Here is a 17,527-nt window from a genome sequence, read left to right as displayed (position 1 = left end):
CCGAAGACGGAGAGAGTGGTCGTCCATCCGCAGCGGACGACCACTCTCTTCGTACGCGTACCCGGGCTCGCCGGTCAGGGGCGCTCGATCACCCGCATCGCCATGGTCGGCGCCTCGGCCATCACCGAGGTGGGGTTGATCACGCCACCGGAGGTCCAGTTCGTCGACCGTCCGATCTGGACGCCCGGGTAGGGCTCGACGATGTCGCCGCCGCGCACCACCCGGCTGGCCTGCTGCTTGAGCGTGATCCGGTCCTCCTCCTCCATCGAGCCACCCGGCCGGATACCCGAACCGTTGGTGCTCACGTCGAAGGCGACCAGGTCACCGCCACGCAGCTCGAACCGGACGTGGTTGCGGCTGATCCAACGCCGCGCCTCGTCGCTCAGCCACTGGCCGAGCACGATGCCGCCGGATTCCTCGGGCGCCCGGCCGACCGTGACCGGCCGGTCGGCGGAGACCACGAACCGGCGACGCACCTGGCCGCCGACCCGGACCGAGAGCACCTCGCTGTCCGGCCGGGGACCGGCGTCGGTGAGCCGGCGATCGTGCCGGGGGCAGCTCGGCGGCCCGCCACGCAGCGTGGGTGGGGGCTGGCCACCCGGCTCACGGTCGGAGCGGGCCAGGTCGGCAAAGGACCCGCCACCGCCGCCGCCACCGCCGAAGAGCACGCAGCCGGGCTCCGGGCAGCGCCAGAGCCGGGCCAGCAGTTTCGCACCGGTCGGGGACGGACCGGGCGAGGTCCAGACCGCCTTGCCACCGGCCTGTGCCACCAGGGTCGGACCGTTCGGGCTGTTCACCGGGGCGAGCAGCCGGCCCGGCTGCGAACCCAGCCAGGGGAAGCGCCCGAGCATCCCGTCGAACCGCATCCGACTCAGCACCGGCAGGCCGAGCAGGTCGGCCAGTTCCAGCATCCGCTCGGCCGGGTTCGGCAGCACCTCGACCAGCCCGTCGTCGGCCCACCGGCGGACCACCATCCGCTCGTTCGAGGTCAGGTCGGCGTCGGAGAGCAGGGCCCGGTGCACCACCGGGTAGACCGGGACGCTGTCCTCCTCCAGTTGCCGGCTGAGCGCGTCGATCACGATGCCGAGGCGGAGCATGCTCGCCGGCCGACCGCCGTCGAAGTCGGTGTAGCGGACCACCTCGGCCAGGTCGAGCACGGCTCGGGCCAGCGACGGATCCGTGCAGACCCGGCCCTCGATCGCGTCGAGGACCTTACTGATCTCGAATCTCACGCCGCTCCCCCGAGGATCTGATCGATACGTTCCGCAAGTTGGATGTCGCGCCGGGTCACTCCGCCAACGGAGTGGGTGGCACACCGGAAGGTCACCGTACGCCAGCGGATGTCGATGTCCGGGTGGTGGTCGAGTTCCTCCGCCACCACGGCGACCCGGTCCACCACCCCGATCGCGTCCGGGAAGCTGCCCAGCTCGACGGTCCGGGTGATCACCGCCGGGTGCCCGGACCAGCCGTCCAGCCGCTCCAACTCGCCACGCACCGCCTCGGCGTCCAGCACCTCTGCCATGAGGCAGACCTTACCGCCGCACCTCCCGGCCAGGGAGGGCAACCGTGGCGGCCCGCCGGGGCGGATTGTCCCGGTCGGCGCCCGGCCTCCCCGGCCGGCACCCGACGGGTACGGGTCAGCGCCCGGCCCGCGCCGGTCGACCGCCGGTACGCAGTTCGGCTCCCACGGCGTGCAGGTGCCGCAGCGCCTGGCCGTACGAGTCGATCAGCCCGGTCTCCTCGTACGGGATGCCCTGCTCCGCGCAGTACTGCCGGACGATCGGCTGCGCCCGGCGCAGGTTCGACCGGGGCATGCTCGGGAAGAGGTGGTGCTCGATCTGGTAGTTCAGCCCGCCGAGCGCGAAGTCCACCACCACACCGCCGCGTACGTTGCGCGAGGTGAGCACCTGCTTGCGCAGGAAGTCGAGGTCGTCCTCGGCGGTCAGCACCGGCATGCCCTTGTGGTTCGGGGCGAACGAGCAGCCCATGTAGACCCCCCACAGCCCCTGGTGCACGGCGATGAAGACCAGCGCCTTCACCGGGGAGAGCACGGTGAACAGCACACCGAGGTACGCGGCCAGGTGCGCGACCAGCAGCACCGCCTCGACCGTGCGGTAACGCATCGGCGAGCGGAACAGCCCCTGGAAGCTGGCGTAGTGCAGGTTCAACCCCTCCAGCGTCAACATCGGGAAGAACAGGTACGCCTGCCGCCGGGCCAGCCAACGACCGAATCCACGTCGCTCGCGCGCCTGCTCCTCGGTCCAGACCAGGGCACCCGCGCCGACGTCGGGATCGTGGTCCTCGTGGTTGGGGTTGGCGTGGTGCCGGTTGTGCTTGTCGATCCACCAGCCGTAGCTCAGCCCCACCGCCAGGTTCGCCGCCAGCAGCCCGGCGACCTCGCTGGCCCGGCGGTTGCGGAACATCTGCCGGTGGCCCGCGTCGTGGCCGAGGAAGGCGACCTGGGTGGAACCGACGGCGAGTCCGACCGCCACGAGTAGCTGCCACCACGAGTCGCCGACCAGGAAGAGGGCGACCCAGCCACCGGCGAAGAGGCCGACGGTGATCGCTATCTTGGCCGCGTACCAGCCGGGGCGGCGGTTCAGCAGACCCGCCCGTGAGATCCGTCGTGATAACTGTGCGTAATCACTACCCCGGCGAAGAGCGGGCTCCGCCACCGCACCGACCGTCATCTCTTCTCCCAAAATGCTCGGATTTGACGACGCGCCGGGCGACGCGCGCTCACCCAAGTCTCGCGACCGAGCTTGCGCTGAGTAACCCTGGAAGCCCCCTAATGCGTGGTAGGGCCAGCCCTACCGGCACCGATCGGCAGACCGGTGCCGGCAGCCGCGATCAGCCCATCCGGCCCACCGCCGCGCGCCACCGGGCCAGGTCCCGCCGCCGCCGCTCGTACGTCACGGCCAGACTGATCAGGGCCACACCACCGGCGGCCAGGAAGATCCACCGAGGGAGCCGGTCCCAGGCGCCGACCACCTCGTAGAGCGCCACGACGGCCAGGGTGCCGCCACCGAGCAACACCGGCGCCTGCTGCCGCCAGTGCGCGCCGGCCAGCACCACGACCAGCGCTCCGACCCCGAGCAGCAACCGCCGCCACGGCTCGTCCCCGGCCACCAACACCGAGGCCAGACTCGGCAGCAGCGCCGCCGCGAGCCCCGGCCCGTACGTGACCCAACTGCTCAGCTCGGGCCGCAGGCGCAAAGCCAGGGCACCGACGACCAGCGCACAGGCCGCCGCCGGCAGGGTGTACGCCTCCAGCACCGCGACCTGCGCGGAGGTGAGCAGCAGCCAGACCGCGAGCAGCTCACAACCGGCCGCCACCGAGGCGAGCCGGGTCCGGGCCCGGACCGACTCGTTCGGCCGTAGCGCGCGGATGCCCACCACCACCCCCCAGATGGTGGCGACCGCGGCGGCGTACCTGGCCGCGCCGACGGTCGCCAGCAGGGCGACCAGCGCACCGGCGTGCCCGGCCGCCTCGATCGCGACCGACTCCGTCGGCCGTCGGACGCGCAGCAGCGCTCCACCGGCCAGGGCAGTCGCGGCCACCCCGAGCACCGCGAAGGCGGCCAGCCGCAGCGGCAGTTCGGCGGCCCGGCCGGCGGTGAGCGCGAAGGCCAGCCCGGTGCCGACGCAGACCAGCCAACCGACGACCCGCGCCACCGGCCGCCGACCCGCCGCGCCGATCGCGGCACCGGCCAGCACGACCAGGCCCAGCGCGACCAGCGTGCCGGCCTTTGTCGGCAGCCCGCCGGCCAGCCCCGCCCCGGCCAGCGGCAACCCGACCGGTACGGAGACCAGCCCGGACCGGATCGGGCCGGTGGCCGCCGAACCGCCCGCCCCCACCGTGCCGACCAGCAGCGCGGCCAGACCGCCGAGCAGGGCGACCGCCGGCACCACCGGCCACCGGGCACCCGCCGCGGCGAGCACCACCGGCACCGCCACCACCAGCGACGGGAACGCCACCAGCAGCGCGCCGCGCACCGAGCGGTGCCAGCCCCCGCCGGCCAGCGCGAGCGCGAGGGTGAAGAGCACCAGCGTGGCGGCGGCACGACCGTCGACCGGCCAGCCGCCGGGAGTGATCCCCACCCCGTCCGGCCCACCGGACCAGATCCGGGTGAGCCAGCCGTACGGCCCGAGCAGCACCGCGCCGACCGCCGGCGCGACCACCAGCAGGACCGGGAAGGTCAGCACCGGTACGCAGAACAGGGTGGGCGAGAGCTGGCCCGGTGTGGCGTACCGGCGCTCCGGGGCGCCCGGCCGTCCGGCCGGCGGGGCGACCACCGAGCGCCGACCGTCGAGCCGGCCGCCCACCCACAGCGCGGTGACGGCGAGCAGCAGCGCCACGGCCGAGTAGACACCGAGCGGCTCCCCCGTCCGGCCGAACAGCGGGGCGAGCCCGGCCACCAGCACGGTCCCGGCGAGCGCGGTGTCGGCGTACGGGAGGTGGTCGCGGCGGTGCCGACGTACCAGTCCCAGCGCCGCGAGCAGCAGTACGGCGCTGGCCGGCAGCGCCCGCACCTGCCACCACGGGACAACCCCGGCGGCGAAGAGCCCGAGCACCGTCGTCCCCGGTACGGCGAGCAGGCCGGTGGTGAGCGCCACCCCGCCGATCCGGCGCCGTACCGCCCGCACCCGTTCGGCCCCGACGCGGTCCGGATCGGTCGGCCCGTCGACGGCGAGTCCGGCAACCGCCAGGCCGACCAGCACGATCACCCCGAGTACGGTCGCCGCGCCGGCCGGACGGGCGAGGCTGAGCAGGAACGCGTGCCCGACCAGCACCACCGCCACGGCGACCCGGACCAGCACGATCCCCACCGAGGTCGCCGGCACCCGTACGGCGGCGAGCAGCAGCGCCACCGCCACCACCAGTTCCAGCGTGGCCAGGCCCCACCAGGGCAGCGGCAGCGCGGCCGGCAGTGCGAGCAGGGCCAGCCCGACCCCGACCGCTCCGACCGGCTCCCGGGCCGACCGGGGCAGCAGCACCGCCAGCGCGAGCGCGACCAGCAGGACCGTGACCGGCACCTGCCAGTCCAGGTTGCTGACCGGGCCGGTGCCGCTCGCCCGCCAGAGCGGCTGCGAACGGGTCGCCGCCTCAAGTGCGATCATCGCGGTCATCGCACCCGTCAGGCTGCCCAGCCCGACGACGAGCACCAGGCCGCCGACCCACGGCCCGCGCCGGACCCCCTCCGGCAGCCGGGGCCGCACCAGCGCCACCACACCGGAGAGCACGGCGACGACCAGACCGGTCGCGACCAGCAGCCACTCCCCGTACAGGTCGGCGACCGGGCGCAGGGTCGCGGCGGCGAGCGCGAGCACCACCACCAGCCCGGCGGCGGCCTGGAAACCGGTGTTGCGCGCGAGCACCGCACCGGCCACCAGCACCGCCGCCGCGACCAGTAGTGGGCCACCGGCCAGCACCGGCGCTCCCGCCCCGTCGCCCAACAACAGCGCGATCAGACCGCTGAGCGCGGCGCCGGCCAGCGCGGCGGCGTACGCCACCCAGCCGACGACCCGACGAGCCAGCGCCACCCCTCCGGGCGCCGCCCCGTCAGCTCCCCCACCGCCCACACGTAATCCGGGCGCCTCCGGTTCAACGGCGCCGGACGATCCGGCGCCCCCCGGAGCGGCATTCCGGTCGCGCTCCCCCGATCCGGTATCCCGGTCGCGTTCCCCCGGTCCGGTCGTGCCGGGGTCGGTGCCCCGGTCCCCGACAACGGGACGGACGCCGACACTGTGGATCACCAGCAGGTCGAACGTGGCCAGTGCGGCGTACACCAGCGCCCAGCCGGCCGCGCCCGGGTCGAACTGGGCGGCCAGCAGTGGCAGCACCGGCTGGGCCAGGGCGAACATGGTGAACCAGGGCGCCCAGAGCCGGGTCAGCCGTTGGTAGCCGATCGCCGCCAGCGCGCTGACCCCGCAGACCAGCGCGGCGTAGCCGGTGCCCGACCAGGCGGTGACGCCGAAGAGGTCCACCGACCAGGCGGCGTAACCGTCGAGCGCCACCAGCAGGAGTCCGACCACCGAGAACGTCTCGGCGGTCGCGGTGAGACCGCGCCGGGTGGCGAGCATCGGCAGCGCCAGCACGGCCGCGGTTATCCCGGCCAGGATCGCCGCCCGGCCGGCCACCCCGACCACCGACCAGGTGACCACCATGAAGACGACCGCGGCGGCGCAGAGCAACAGTCCACCGAGGACAAAGAGCAGATTCTGCACCGCCCTGGTGGACGCCTCCGGGCGTACCGGTGGCTCCGGGGCCGTGGTGGCGACGGGAGCGACCGGGGCGATCACCGGGCGCGCGACGAGCGCCGCCGGACGCCAGCGGGCGGCCAGCTCGGCTCGTCGGCGCCGCAGGTCGTCCAGGCTGCCGACGAGCATCGCGTACGTCTGTCGGGCCTGCTCGGCCTGGCCGGCGAGCGCGTTGATCTCGCCGTCCAGCCGGACGATCTCGGCGGCGACCGGGTCCGGTGCCCGTCCACAGCCGGGGCAGACGGTGTTCAGTCTGGCGCCGCCCCCGCACACGGGGCAGGGACGGAGGTTCGGCGGAATGGTCACCCTGGCATGGTCGTCGCCGCCGCCGGCTCCGGCCCAGAGTCCGCGTACTCATGGGCGGGTGAGTGGTCGCGCGGGGTGCCGCCCCCGGGCTCAGGTCCGGGTCTGGTCGTGCACCCAGGCCGTGTAGTCCGGGTTTCCCCCCTCCACCCAGTGGACCAGGATCTCCGGCACCTCGTACGGGTGGGCACCGCGCAGGTGGTCGACGAGCGCCTCCACCCGGTCCGGCGCGGTCTTGAACTGCACCGACCACTCGCGGGTGGTCTCCATCCGGGACTGCCACCAGTAGGTGCTGTCCATCGGGCCGCCGACCTGGGCACAGGCCGCCAGCCGGCCGGCGACCGCAGCGGCCGCGAGCAGGTCCGCCACCGACCGGGCATCCACCACGGTCGTTACCACGCAGAGCTGGTCCACGCCGCGCACCTTACGCGGTGGTGCGGTGGATATCGACCCATTCGTCGATGCGTTTCCACCAGTCGTAGAGCCAGTCGATGCGTTCCTGTCGCCCGGCTGGTATTTCTTCCGGCGGGACCGACCAGAACCGCATCACAATCTTCTTATCCATCGGCAGTTCGCGCCAGACGTCAGCCACCGTCGTCATCCGGTCGAGCCCGGTGTGCGCCACGAAGATGACCCCGGCGTCCGGTGCGGCGTCGAGCGCGGCCAGCACACCTCCCGGCTGCGGCGCCAGCACGTGCCGCATCGCCTCCGCCCGTACGGCCATCTTCTCCAACCCACGGGCCCGCAGCCGTTCGATGGCCCGGATCCGGCGGCGCGGGGTGAAGTTGCCGCCCTCGGGAAAGATCACGAACGCGTCGTTGCTGTCCAGGCCGACCGCCAGGTGGCCGATCTGCTCGGTCAGCGTCTGCCCCGGTTGCCGGCTGTCGCCGCCGATCGCCGGGTCCTGTGCCCGACCCGGCGCGATGAACCGGTTCGGCAACCGGTTGAGCAGCACGTCGACCGCCGGGTCCCACTGGAGGGTCTCCTTCAGCACGATCCTCGGCTCCCGGTCGAACCAGTTGACCAAGGCGTGGATCAGGATGAACGAGTCACCGGGCCCGGCGTGCCGGCAGAGCACCAACTGCGGCCGTCCCGGCAGCGCGCTGTCCGGGTGCGCGCCCACCACCTCGATGGCCAACCGCAGGGTCCACTGCGCCTGCCAGAAGAGGAAGGCGAGAAACCACCCGGTCAACACGTAGTGCGCCCGCTGGAACCGGGGCGAGCGCTTCTTCCACCCGAACCCGGAGCCGACCCAGAGCCCGAAGAGCGCGAGCAGCGCGGTGGCGTCCCAGGCCAGGTAGATGATCCCCATCCAGAGCACCCGCAGCGGGCGCAGGTAGCCCGGGACCAGCGGCGACGCCGCCGCCGCGAGGATCAGCCAGACCGGTAGCGCGCTCACCACGACCACGGCCAGGAGCACCACCAGCGGCCCGAGCAGCACCCGCCGCAGCCAACGCGGCGGCAACCTCATTCGACGCCCTCGACGTGCGAGTGCAGGTAGCGGCGGGAGGCGGTGTACGCCCGGCTGATCCGTCGGCCCACCGCCGCCATGTCGCGGTAGGCCCAGGGCGTGTCGTCGCGGGGTTGCGACCCCCCGGTCGGCAGCACGTGTACGTCCACGTCGTCGGGGAGCGCCGCCATCTCCCGGGCGAACCGGTGCCGGCGGGCGATCTCGAACGCCACCTGGGCGATCTCCCACGGCCGTCGAGGCGGGCTGAGCGGCCGTTCGATCCGGCCGACCTGGAGGACGAAGATCTGCTTCGCGCCGCAGTCCACCGCCTCGCCGATCGGGATCGAGTTGACGATCCCGCCGTCGACGAAGTGCTCACCGTCGATCTCCGACGGCGGGAGCAGCCCGGGCACCGAGGCCGAGGCGAGTACGGCGTCGACCAGCGGGCCGCTGGTGAACCAGTGCTCGGCGGCCCGCTCGATGCTCGCCGCGCAGCACCGGAACGGGACCTTCAGTTCGGCGAAGGTGGTCTGTTCGCCGAGTTCCGACTCGAGCAGCCGGCGCAGCGGGCGCGGCGAGTGCAGGTGCGTACGGGCGGCGAAGCGGCGCAGTTGGCGGGCGACCGAGTCGCCGTACACCTCGCTCGCCTCCGGTGACGCCCAGAGCCGGACCAGCCGGTTGGTCACCGCCTCCGAGGGGTCGGCCGCCACCAGGGCGCCGTTGACCGCGCCGATGGACGTACCGATGACGAGATCGGGGCGGATGCCGGCGCGGAACAGCGCCCGGAGCATGCCCACCTCGACCGCGCCGAGTACGCCCCCGCCACCGAGCACGAACGCGACCGGACCCTTGACCATGCCCTTCATCGTGGCACGGGCGGTCACCGCCGTCGTGGGGGCTACAAACTGTTCGTAGTACGACCACTCGCGTTACGGACAGTAAGTGCGTGTCGCGGGCGCCACGTGCCGATCGTGGAGCACCGGGTGCCGGGCGGGCGGTGACCGATCATGCCCTCGGCGCGGTCGGTCCAGCGGCGCTCAGGCCGACCGCTGCTGCCCGGGCGCGGCCGGGCCGGCACCGATCCGGGGGAAGGGTTCGGTGGAGAAGACCACCTCCACCGGCACCTCGAAGAAGGCCGCGATCCGCAGCGCCAGGTGCAGGCTGGGCCGGAACTCGCCGCGCTCGAGATAGCCGATCGTCTGGTAGTGGACCCCGAGCGCCTCGGCGAGCTGCCGACGGGAGATGCCGCGCTCCACCCGGAGCACCGCGATCCGGTCGTAGATCACCTCGTTCATGGCGTTCGCCCTCTCACGTCACCCGCCGCATGGCCTTCTCCAGACGCGCGGCCACCCTCGACCCCGACTCGCGGCGGGCCATCCGGCGCAGCACGACCGGCGCCGCGACCAATCCCACGACGGCCCAGACCCCGAGTACGCCGAGCGTCTCCAGGTGCCGCCAGGACTCACCGATCTCCACCGCCGACAGCTCGTCCGGCAGCAGCGCCGAGCGCATGCCCAACCCCAGCCAGTAGATCGGGAACACCTGCGCGATCCCTTGCAGCCACGCCGGATAGCCGGTGATCGGGTAGAAGATACCGGAGCTGGCGACCAGTCCCATGATGGGCAACATGATCAGGCCCATGTTGCGGGGGTTGTCGAACAGCGATCCGAGGATCGCGCCGATCGGCATGGTCGCGACCAGTCCCAGCAGCACCACCCAGGCCAGGGTCAGCCAGGCGGTGACGCTGTCCAGCGCGAGTCCGTCGACCACGAACGCCCCGGGTACGAGCTGGATCACGATGCTCACCACGGTGATGCCGGAGATCAGCACGATCTTGCCGATCAGATAGCCGAACATCCCGTTCGGCACCGCCTTGGCCCGCAGCAGGGTGCCGTCCTCACGCTCGACGATGAGCTGCTGGGCCACGTTGACCAGGCCGCCGAAGGCGACGCCCATGCCGATCGCGCTCGGCAGGGTCCGCGCCCCGAGCGAGAAGTTCGTGCCCGGCACGGAGACGTCCCGGGTGAAGAACATGACCACCAGCAGGATCGCGGTCGGGAAGAAGTAGGTCCAGAGATCCTGGGCGGTGGTGAACGTCTGGCGCAGCTCGATCCCGCCGCGCGCCAGCCCGGACCGGGCCGCGACCAGCAACGGCGTCATCGGACCACCTCCGCGAACGTACGCGCGGCGGAGCCGGTCCGACCCGACTCGAACTCCCGCACCATCGCCATGTACGTGTCCTCCAGGCTGGCCCGACGTACCTCCAGGTCGGCGACGGAATCACCGTGCTGCCGGAACAGCTCCTGGACGAACCGGGTGGCGTCGGTGCCGCTGTGGACGAACCGTTGGCCGTCCCGGCTCCAGCGCACCTCCGCCTCCGTCGACATCCGCCGGGACAGCTCGTCCGCCGAACCGTCGGCGATGATCCGCCCACCGGCCAGGATGAGGATCCGGTCGGCCAGTTTCTCCGCCTCGTCCAGGTCGTGGGTGGTGAGCAGGATCGTGGTGTCGTCGGTGTCGGAGAGGCGGTGCACCAGGTCGTGGAACTCGCGCCGGGCGGCCGGGTCGAAGCCGACCGTCGGCTCGTCGAGGAAGAGCAGCTCGGGGCGACCGACGATGCCGACCGCCACGTCGAGGCGGCGGCGCTGCCCACCGGAGAGCTGGGCGATGCGCCTGCCCGCGTGCTCGGTCAACCCGACCGCGTCGATCAGTTCGTCCACCTGCCACGGACGACGGAGCCCGTCGGCGGAGTAGGGGACGTAGTAGGAGCCGAGGTGGGAGAGGAGCTCTCGTACCCGCCATTTGCCGTGGTCACGCCAGGACTGGAGAACCACACCGAGCCGCGAGCGCCACCGCTCGTCGCCCCGCCCGGGGTCCACCCCGAGCACCGAGACCTCGCCGGCCGAGCGCATTCGGAAGCCCTCCAGGATCTCGATGGTGGTGGTCTTGCCCGCGCCGTTCGGCCCGAGCAGCGCCACCACCTCACCCCGCCGCGCGGTGAACGTGACGCCGTCGAGTACGTCGTTGGTGCCGTACCTCATTCGTAGGTCGCGTACGTCCAGCACGGTCGAACCGTCGGTCCGGTCGGACATCGGAGCCGGTACGTCCAGCTCCCGTAACCCCGTCATAGACCTTCACCTCCCCGTCTAACCAGTCGGCCAGACCATAGCATGAGTGCTACATCTTGAGGCAGTCGTATATCGGCAACCGCTGGCTGGCTCCCGTCACCGGCGCTGGGTAGCATGAGCCCGCCCGCGAACCTTCCCGCGAGACCTGCGATCACGGCGGCCGAGGAGACCAGGAAGTGCCCCAACCGCCCGGCCTCGATGCCCTCACCCGGCTGCGCCGCACCGTTTTCCGTACGCCCGGTCCACTGCGTTGGGTCGCCATCGGCACCCTCTGCGGGACGCTCGCGCTCCTCGTCCTGGTCGGCGTCGTGTTCCGGACCGGGCTCGGCATCGTGCCCGTGGTGGACGCCCGGGACCCGGACGGCGGCAACGGCAGCCGGGGCGGCGCGGCGGCGCCGGTCGGCGTGGCACCCAGTCCGGGGACCGCGCCGAAGCCCGTACCGGACGAGTTCGTCCCGCTGGTGCTCACCGCCGGCAACGTCTGCCCGGCGGTGCCGGCGCCCCGGGTCGCGGCGCAGTTGATGGCCGCCTCCGGCTTCGACGCCAACGTGCTCGGCGAGGACGGCGCGGAGGGCGTCGCACAGTTCCGGCCCGAGTTGTGGCAGGCGTACCGCCCCTCGGAGGATGCCGTCGCGACCGACCCCGAACTGGCCGTACCCGCCCTGGGTCGGGCGATGTGTGCCCTGGTGGAGGAGTTGGGCCAGCTCAGCGGGGAGGCGTACCCGACCGCGCTGGCCGCGTTCCAGTGGGGCCCGGAGGCGGTACGCGAGGCCGGCGGGCTCCCCGACGCGCCGAGCCTGCGCGCCTTCGCCGAGATGGTGTCGGACTACACCGCCTACTACGAGCGTGACCGGCGGATCGGCGACCGGCCGTCCACGCCTCCCCGGCGCACCCCGTCGACCGGGCCGACCGCGAGCCAGCCGGCCGGCGGCAACCCGGGAACGACACCGAGCACCACACCCACCAACGGCGCCCCGGCCAGCCCTCGGGCGAGCGTACCCTCGTCGCCGTCACCGTCGGCGAGTTGGCAGGAACGGACCATCAGGTCCACGGCGGCGCTGCGACGCGAGGAGTCCTGGACCTCCAACCGCCTGCAACTCACCCTGACCGACGACGGCGACGTCGTCCTGCGCGACCAGGGACGTACGGTCTGGCGGGCGGGTGTCGCCGACCGCGGCGGTCATCTCCTGGTCTTCCAGTCCGACGGCAACCTGGTGCTCTACTCGCGCTACGGCGGGACCGTCTGGTCCACGAAGACGGCCCGCAACAACGGCGCGACCCTCGTCCTGCGGGCCGACGGCAACGTGGTCATCTCCTCGAACGGCAAGGTCGTCTGGCAGACCGGCACCGCCGGCTGACCGGCTCTCCCGGGCCGGCGAGCCGCGCCGGTCCGGACATCAGGAGGGCTCTCCCGGGCCGGCGAGCCGCGCCGGTCCGGGCATCGGGAGGGGCGGCAAAGCCGGCTCCGACCAGGGTTGACGGCAGGTGCCGGGTCGGGCGGTTGATCGTTGACAGAATGGTTACATTCACGCAACCTGATACGACCCCCTCCCCAGGCAGGTGCTGCGAACGATGGCTGCGCTGTACGCGGGCGTCCTGCTCGCCCGCAGGTACCGACTCATCGACCAGATCGGCGCCGGCGGCATGTCCGTCATCTGGCGGGCCCGCGACGAGGTGCTCGACCGGATGATCGCGATCAAGGTGCTGGCCGCGTCACTGGCCGCCGACGCCAAGTTCCGGGACATGGTTCGCGAGGAGGCACGCGCCGCCGCCCAACTCGTCCACCCGCACGTGACCTCGGTGCACGACTACGGGGAGGAGATCGCGCCGGACGGGACGGTCACCGCCTTCGTGGTGATGGAGTTGCTGACCGGCGAGGAGTTGGAGCGCCGACTGCTGGACGGCCCACTGCCCTGGGCCGAGGCGGTGGAAATCTGCGCGCAGGTGGCCGAGGCGCTGGCCGAGGCCCACGAACTCGGCATCGTGCACCGGGACATCACCCCGTCCAACATCATGATGACCGCGGTCGGCGCCAAGGTGCTCGACTTCGGCATCGCCACCCGGATCGGGGCGCCGGACGAGGACGAGGACGGGGAGACGTTCGGCACCCCGGCGTACGTCGCGCCGGAACGTCTGGACGGCACGCCCGCCCAGCCGGCGACCGACACGTACTCGCTGGGTGTGCTGCTCTACGAGACGCTCACCGGACGGGTGCCCTACCCCGCCGAGACCTGGGACGACCTAACCGAGGCGCTGCGGGCCGACCAACCCGTACCGTCGCTGGCCACCGTGCCCGGCCTGCCGCGCACGGTGGCCGACGCGTGTTCGCGCTGTCTGGCCCGGGACCCGGCCGACCGGCCGAGCACCCGGGAGATCGCCGAACTGCTCAGGGGTCAACTGCTCGCCGCCGAGCCTCCCCCGGCCCCGACCCCGGCCCCGACCCCGGTGGCAGTGGCGGTGGCGTCCCGGTCACCGTCGGCCTCCTCCCGACCGTCGGTGATCACCCTGCCGCCGCTCGTCCCGGCCGCGCCGGCCCCGGCGGCCCCGGCCCCGGCGGCCCCGGCCCCGGCGGCCGGAGCACGCGAGCGGGCGGGCCCCGGGGTACGCGTACTGCCCCCACGCCCCGACCCGTTCACACCGGTCGGGCCGGACCCCGGCCGGGCCGGTGAGCCCGCCGTGCCACCGGCCGAGCCGACCGGCAGACCCCGGATGGCGACCATCGGGCTGGCGTTCGGGACGGTCGCCGTACTCGGTCTGGCCGTGGTCGTCGGGATCGCGCTCAACCAGGCGCCCCCGTCCCGGCAGGTCGGCCTGCCCGCCGCGCCCACGCCGACCAGTGCCGTGACCGGACACCCCACACCGACACCGACACCGGTCGGAGAACCGAGCGCCCCGTCCCGGTCGACCGGGACGGAACCCGGCCTGGTCGGCGTACTCACGCTCGACGAGGCGGTGGCACAGCTCGACCGCCTGATCGGCGCCGGCCTGGCCGCCGGGGCGATCCGCGACGACGTCGGGCTCGATCTGCGCAACCAGCTACGCAACCTGCGGACGTCGGCGCTCGACGGTGCGGTCGACCTGGTCGAACCGGTCGGCCTGCTCCGCCGCGCGGTCGCGACCCGGGTGCACGAGGGCGGCATCACTCCCGAGTACGCCGAACGGTTCGACGCCGTACTGGCCCAACTGGCGTAAGGAAGGGCCCCTTATTAACGCATATGCGTTAATAAGGGGCCCTTCCTTGCACTCAGGTGGGGATCAGGGCAGGGCGTTCAGGAACGGCTCGTGGCTGTTCTTGAACTCCCAGTTGTAGAAGCGGTCCCAGTTGATCGACCAGGTCATCAGCCCACGGAAGTTGGGGTTGGTCCCGCTGCGCGGGCTGTAGCCGCCGCAGTTGGTGCCCCGGACCAGGCAGTTCACCGCCTGTTGCACACCGGCCGGTGCGACGTACCCGTTGCCGGCGCTGCTGCCGGCTGGCGTACCGAAGGCGATCTGGTCCTCGCGCAGGGCGGGAAAGACGTTCGCGGTGTTGCCGGCGACCGGGAACCCGGCCAGCAGCATGTCGGTCATCGCGATGTGGAAGTCGGCACCACCCATGGTGTGGTACTGGTTGTCCAGCCCCATGATCGGACCCGAGTTGTAGTCCTGTACGTGCAGCACGGTGATGTCGTTGCGCAGCGCGTGGATGACCGGCAGGTACGACCCGGCTCGCGGATCCTGGCCGCCCCACGGGCCGGAGCCGTAGAACTGGTAACCGAGCTGCACGAAGAAGGTCTCCGGCGCCATCGTGAGGACGAAGCCGGAGCCGTAACGGGCCTTGAGCGTACGGATGGCCGAGATCAGGTTCACGATCACCGGGGTGGTCGGGTTCCTGAAGTCGGTGTCCCCGGTGTTCAGCGACAGCGAGTGACCCTCGAAGTCGATGTCCAGCCCGTTGAGCCCGTAACGGTCGATGATGGCGCTGACCGAGCGGACGAAGGCGTCCCGGGCGGCGGTGGTGGTGAGCTGCACCTGCCCGTTCTGGCCGCCGATCGAGATGAGCACCTTCTTGCCCTGCTGCTGCTTGGCCCGGATCGCCGCGGTGAACTGGGCCTCGGTCTCGACCCCGGGACACTCCGCCACCGGGCAGAGCTGGAACCGGATGTCACCGGAGGTGACCGAGGTCGGCTCGCCGAAGGCGAGGTTGATGATGTCCCACTCGGCCGGCACGTCGGCCATCCGTAGGTATCCCGAACCGTTGGCGAAACTGCTGTGCAGGTAGCCGATGAGCGCGTGTTTCGGCAGCCCGGTGTTCGGCGGGGGCCCGGTCGTGGGCGGCGGGGTTGTCGGGGGCGGCGTGGTTGGGGGCGGGGTCGTCGGGGGCAGGGTGGTGGGCGGTGCGGTGGTCGCGGGCGGGGTGGTCGGCGGAGTCGTACCACCACCACACGCCGCACCGTTCAACGTGCAGTTCGACGGAGAACCCGCACCCGTCGCGTTGAACCCGAACGACGCCGACGCACCCGGCGCCAAACTCCCGTTCCACGAACGGTTCGTAAACGTGAACCGCTGACCCGACGACGTCATCAACGCATCCCAGAACGTACCCACCCGACTCCCCGCCGGCAGATCGAACGCCACCGACCACGACGAGATCGCCGTCGTACCACCATTCGTGATCGTGTACTTCCCCTCCCAACCCGAACCCCAGTCAGAAGTCTTCACGAACGTCGCCGTCGGACCAGCCGCGAACGCCGGCATCGAGACCGAGACCGCGCCCACCCCGGCGGCCAGCGCGGCCACCACACCGAACAACAACGATCTGGAGCGTCTCATCCCGTCCTCCTGGCCGGTCACGGCCCGTGGGCCATCGACAGTTGGCCAATTATTAGGACTGTTAACTGTTGCTGTCCAGACCTACGCGACCACCATCCGCCGATGAAAGCGATCGACGCTCACCGAAGGAAGGTCACCGCCGGGTAAACACCGGACGAAAACGGCGAAACTCGTTGACACCGGTCATCCACACCGGACAGAGTCCGGTACCGAACGGGTATGCCGATCCGTCCGAGGAGGACCCCTTGGTCACACGGAGATTGCTCGTCGCGGCCCTGACCGTGACCCTGCTCGCCGCCGCCGCACCGGCCACCGCCGCGAACGCCGCACCGGCCGCCGCGAACCCATCGGCGACCGCCGCCAAGACGCCGGCCACCGCCGTGAACGCCGCACCGGTCGGCACGGCGGGCGGGAGCGTCACCGCCGCACCGGTCGCCGCCGCCGCGACCACCCTGAACGCGGCCAACTTCCGGCTCCGGGCCAGTTCGTACTCGTCGCTCGTCGACGACCTGGACGCCGCTCTGCCGAACGTCAGCGTGCCCACCGTGGTCGGCGACGGCAACCGGGTGGCCACCTCCTGCTCGCCAAACGCCGCAAACCGGGTGGCCTCGTTCTGCTGGAACAGCGGCGACAACAACGTGACCTACTGGATTCCCCAGGCCATCACCACCAGCGCGGACGCGTACGAGGTCGGCACCTACGAGGGCGCGACCGCGATCCTGGTGAGCTGGTACGACAACGCCTCCGACGGCATCGACCGGGGTGTCCGGGTGTCCTTCGTGGACTACTCGACGCCGAGCGCGCCGACCTACCGGCACGTGCTGCTGGTGGAGCCCTACAGTCGCGGCGACGGCAAGGCGTCCTTCCGCCCGGTCAACGTGCACGCCGGCGGCATGTTCTGGTACGGCTACCACCTCTACCTCGCCTCGACCAACTCCGGCTTTCGGGTCTTCGACATGCGACACCTCTGGCAGGCGAGCACCAGCGACGACACCGCGATCGGGCTCCAGACCGACGGCAGCTACCAGGCGTACGGCTACAAGTACGTGCTGCCGCAGGTGCTGACGTACGCCCGCTCGACCACCGGCGGCTACCTGGACCTGACCTTCTCGTTCGTCTCGCTGGACCGGACCAGCACCCCGGACAGCGTGGTCGTCGGCGAGTACGCCTATCCCGGCACCGGCACCCGGCTGGTGCGTTTCCCGATCGACTACACCAACAGGATGCTGACCACGGCCGGCGACGGTTACGCGCACGGCTCCGAGGCGTACGACGTCTCGGTGACCAGCATGCAGGGCGCGACCGCGATCAACGGCAGGTTCTACCTCTCCACCAGTGACGGTGACGGCAACCGGGGTGACCTGGCCACCTTCAGCCCGGGCGGCTCGGTGGTGATGCACACCGACACGCTGCCGATCGGGCCGGAGGACCTCTCCTACTGGCCGGCGAAGAACCAGCTCTGGTCGCTGACCGAGTACGCCGGCAGCCGTTCGGTCTTCGCCGTACGCGCCTCGGCGTACTGAACGGGCGGGTCGAGCTGGGCCGGCGGGGCGGCCGACCAGGCACGGCCTCGGGC

The 17,527-nt window shown here is 72.0% G+C and carries 14 protein-coding genes; 3 read left to right on the top strand and 11 right to left on the bottom strand.

The genetic code is table 11. The features are described from left to right. Positions 1-74: 74 nt before the first annotated feature. From ACI2K4_RS22860 to ACI2K4_RS22815, 10 genes are all read right to left on the bottom strand, one after another. Positions 75-1,232 (bottom strand): FHA domain-containing protein, encoded by a 1,158-nt coding sequence (locus ACI2K4_RS22860; protein ID WP_404513993.1) that lies wholly within the window; start codon positions 1,230-1,232, stop codon positions 75-77. After that, complete coding sequence (locus tag ACI2K4_RS22855; protein ID WP_404513991.1) at positions 1,229-1,522, bottom strand: 4a-hydroxytetrahydrobiopterin dehydratase; 294 nt, start codon at positions 1,520-1,522, stop codon at positions 1,229-1,231. Before ACI2K4_RS22855 ends, ACI2K4_RS22860 begins: the two co-directional genes overlap by 4 nt. A gap of 115 nt (positions 1,523-1,637) precedes the next feature. Beyond that, positions 1,638-2,690, bottom strand: a complete 1,053-nt coding sequence (locus tag ACI2K4_RS22850; protein WP_404513989.1) for a fatty acid desaturase family protein — start codon at positions 2,688-2,690, stop codon at positions 1,638-1,640. Between the two features lie 160 nt (positions 2,691-2,850). After that, positions 2,851-6,567, bottom strand: a complete 3,717-nt coding sequence (locus ACI2K4_RS22845; RefSeq protein ID WP_404513987.1) for an SCO7613 C-terminal domain-containing membrane protein — start codon at positions 6,565-6,567, stop codon at positions 2,851-2,853. 90 nt (positions 6,568-6,657) lie between these two features. After that, positions 6,658-6,978 (bottom strand): divalent-cation tolerance protein CutA, encoded by a 321-nt coding sequence (gene cutA / locus ACI2K4_RS22840; RefSeq protein WP_404513985.1) that lies wholly within the window; start codon positions 6,976-6,978, stop codon positions 6,658-6,660. Between the two features lie 10 nt (positions 6,979-6,988). Beyond that, the gene (locus tag ACI2K4_RS22835) at positions 6,989-8,035 is read right to left on the bottom strand and encodes a 1-acyl-sn-glycerol-3-phosphate acyltransferase (protein ID WP_404513983.1); all 1,047 of its coding nucleotides are present in this window, start codon (positions 8,033-8,035) and stop codon (positions 6,989-6,991) included. After that, positions 8,032-8,871, bottom strand: coding sequence for a patatin-like phospholipase family protein (locus ACI2K4_RS22830; protein WP_404513981.1), 840 nt, complete (start codon positions 8,869-8,871; stop codon positions 8,032-8,034). Before ACI2K4_RS22830 ends, ACI2K4_RS22835 begins: the two co-directional genes overlap by 4 nt. A 180-nt stretch (positions 8,872-9,051) precedes the next feature. Continuing rightward, on the bottom strand, positions 9,052-9,309 hold the full coding sequence (locus ACI2K4_RS22825) for a helix-turn-helix transcriptional regulator (protein ID WP_404513979.1): 258 nt from the start codon (positions 9,307-9,309) through the stop codon (positions 9,052-9,054). A gap of 13 nt (positions 9,310-9,322) precedes the next feature. Next, entirely contained in the window at positions 9,323-10,174 is an 852-nt protein-coding gene (locus ACI2K4_RS22820; RefSeq protein WP_404513977.1) for an ABC transporter permease, read from the bottom strand. Continuing rightward, complete coding sequence (locus ACI2K4_RS22815; protein ID WP_404514077.1) at positions 10,171-11,106, bottom strand: ABC transporter ATP-binding protein; 936 nt, start codon at positions 11,104-11,106, stop codon at positions 10,171-10,173. Before ACI2K4_RS22815 ends, ACI2K4_RS22820 begins: the two co-directional genes overlap by 4 nt. A gap of 212 nt (positions 11,107-11,318) precedes the next feature. Here ACI2K4_RS22815 and ACI2K4_RS22810 point away from each other — a divergent pair, with 212 nt between their 5' ends. Both ACI2K4_RS22810 and ACI2K4_RS22805 read left to right on the top strand, forming a co-directional pair. Then, a complete protein-coding gene (locus ACI2K4_RS22810; RefSeq protein WP_404513975.1) occupies positions 11,319-12,500 on the top strand; it encodes a hypothetical protein in 1,182 nt (393 codons plus the stop codon). A 214-nt stretch (positions 12,501-12,714) separates the two neighbouring features. Continuing rightward, a complete protein-coding gene (locus ACI2K4_RS22805) occupies positions 12,715-14,334 on the top strand; it encodes a serine/threonine-protein kinase (protein WP_404513973.1) in 1,620 nt (539 codons plus the stop codon). A 63-nt stretch (positions 14,335-14,397) separates the two neighbouring features. On the opposite strand, the gene ACI2K4_RS22800 is transcribed toward ACI2K4_RS22805, so the two are convergent. After that, complete coding sequence (locus ACI2K4_RS22800) at positions 14,398-15,951, bottom strand: chitinase (protein ID WP_404513971.1); 1,554 nt, start codon at positions 15,949-15,951, stop codon at positions 14,398-14,400. 245 nt (positions 15,952-16,196) lie between these two features. Between ACI2K4_RS22800 and ACI2K4_RS22795 the strand changes: the two genes are divergently transcribed. Then, positions 16,197-17,474, top strand: coding sequence for a hypothetical protein (locus tag ACI2K4_RS22795; RefSeq protein WP_404513969.1), 1,278 nt, complete (start codon positions 16,197-16,199; stop codon positions 17,472-17,474). The last annotated feature ends 53 nt before the right edge of the window (positions 17,475-17,527 follow it).

The sequence above is a fragment of the Micromonospora sp. NPDC050397 genome, from assembly GCF_044901685.1.
GTDB lineage: Bacteria > Actinomycetota > Actinomycetes > Mycobacteriales > Micromonosporaceae > Micromonospora_G.
The sequence above is the reverse complement of the archived record's forward strand: the minus strand, read 5'-3'. Positions and strand labels throughout refer to the sequence as shown.

Bases quoted from the DNA above. Each gene is read 5' to 3' on its own strand.
- ACI2K4_RS22855 (WP_404513991.1), bottom strand. From the start codon at position 1,522: ATGGCAGAGGTGCTGGACGCCGAGGCGGTGCGTGGCGAGTTGGAGCGG.
- ACI2K4_RS22850 (WP_404513989.1), bottom strand. From the start codon at position 2,690: ATGACGGTCGGTGCGGTGGCGGAGCCCGCTCTTCGCCGGGGTAGTGAT.
- ACI2K4_RS22835 (WP_404513983.1), bottom strand. From the start codon at position 8,035: ATGAGGTTGCCGCCGCGTTGGCTGCGGCGGGTGCTGCTCGGGCCGCTG.
- ACI2K4_RS22830 (WP_404513981.1), bottom strand. From the start codon at position 8,871: ATGGTCAAGGGTCCGGTCGCGTTCGTGCTCGGTGGCGGGGGCGTACTC.
- ACI2K4_RS22825 (WP_404513979.1), bottom strand. From the start codon at position 9,309: ATGAACGAGGTGATCTACGACCGGATCGCGGTGCTCCGGGTGGAGCGC.
- ACI2K4_RS22820 (WP_404513977.1), bottom strand. From the start codon at position 10,174: ATGACGCCGTTGCTGGTCGCGGCCCGGTCCGGGCTGGCGCGCGGCGGG.
- ACI2K4_RS22815 (WP_404514077.1), bottom strand. From the start codon at position 11,106: ATGTCCGACCGGACCGACGGTTCGACCGTGCTGGACGTACGCGACCTA.
- ACI2K4_RS22805 (WP_404513973.1), top strand. From the start codon at position 12,715: ATGGCTGCGCTGTACGCGGGCGTCCTGCTCGCCCGCAGGTACCGACTC.
- ACI2K4_RS22800 (WP_404513971.1), bottom strand. From the start codon at position 15,951: ATGAGACGCTCCAGATCGTTGTTGTTCGGTGTGGTGGCCGCGCTGGCC.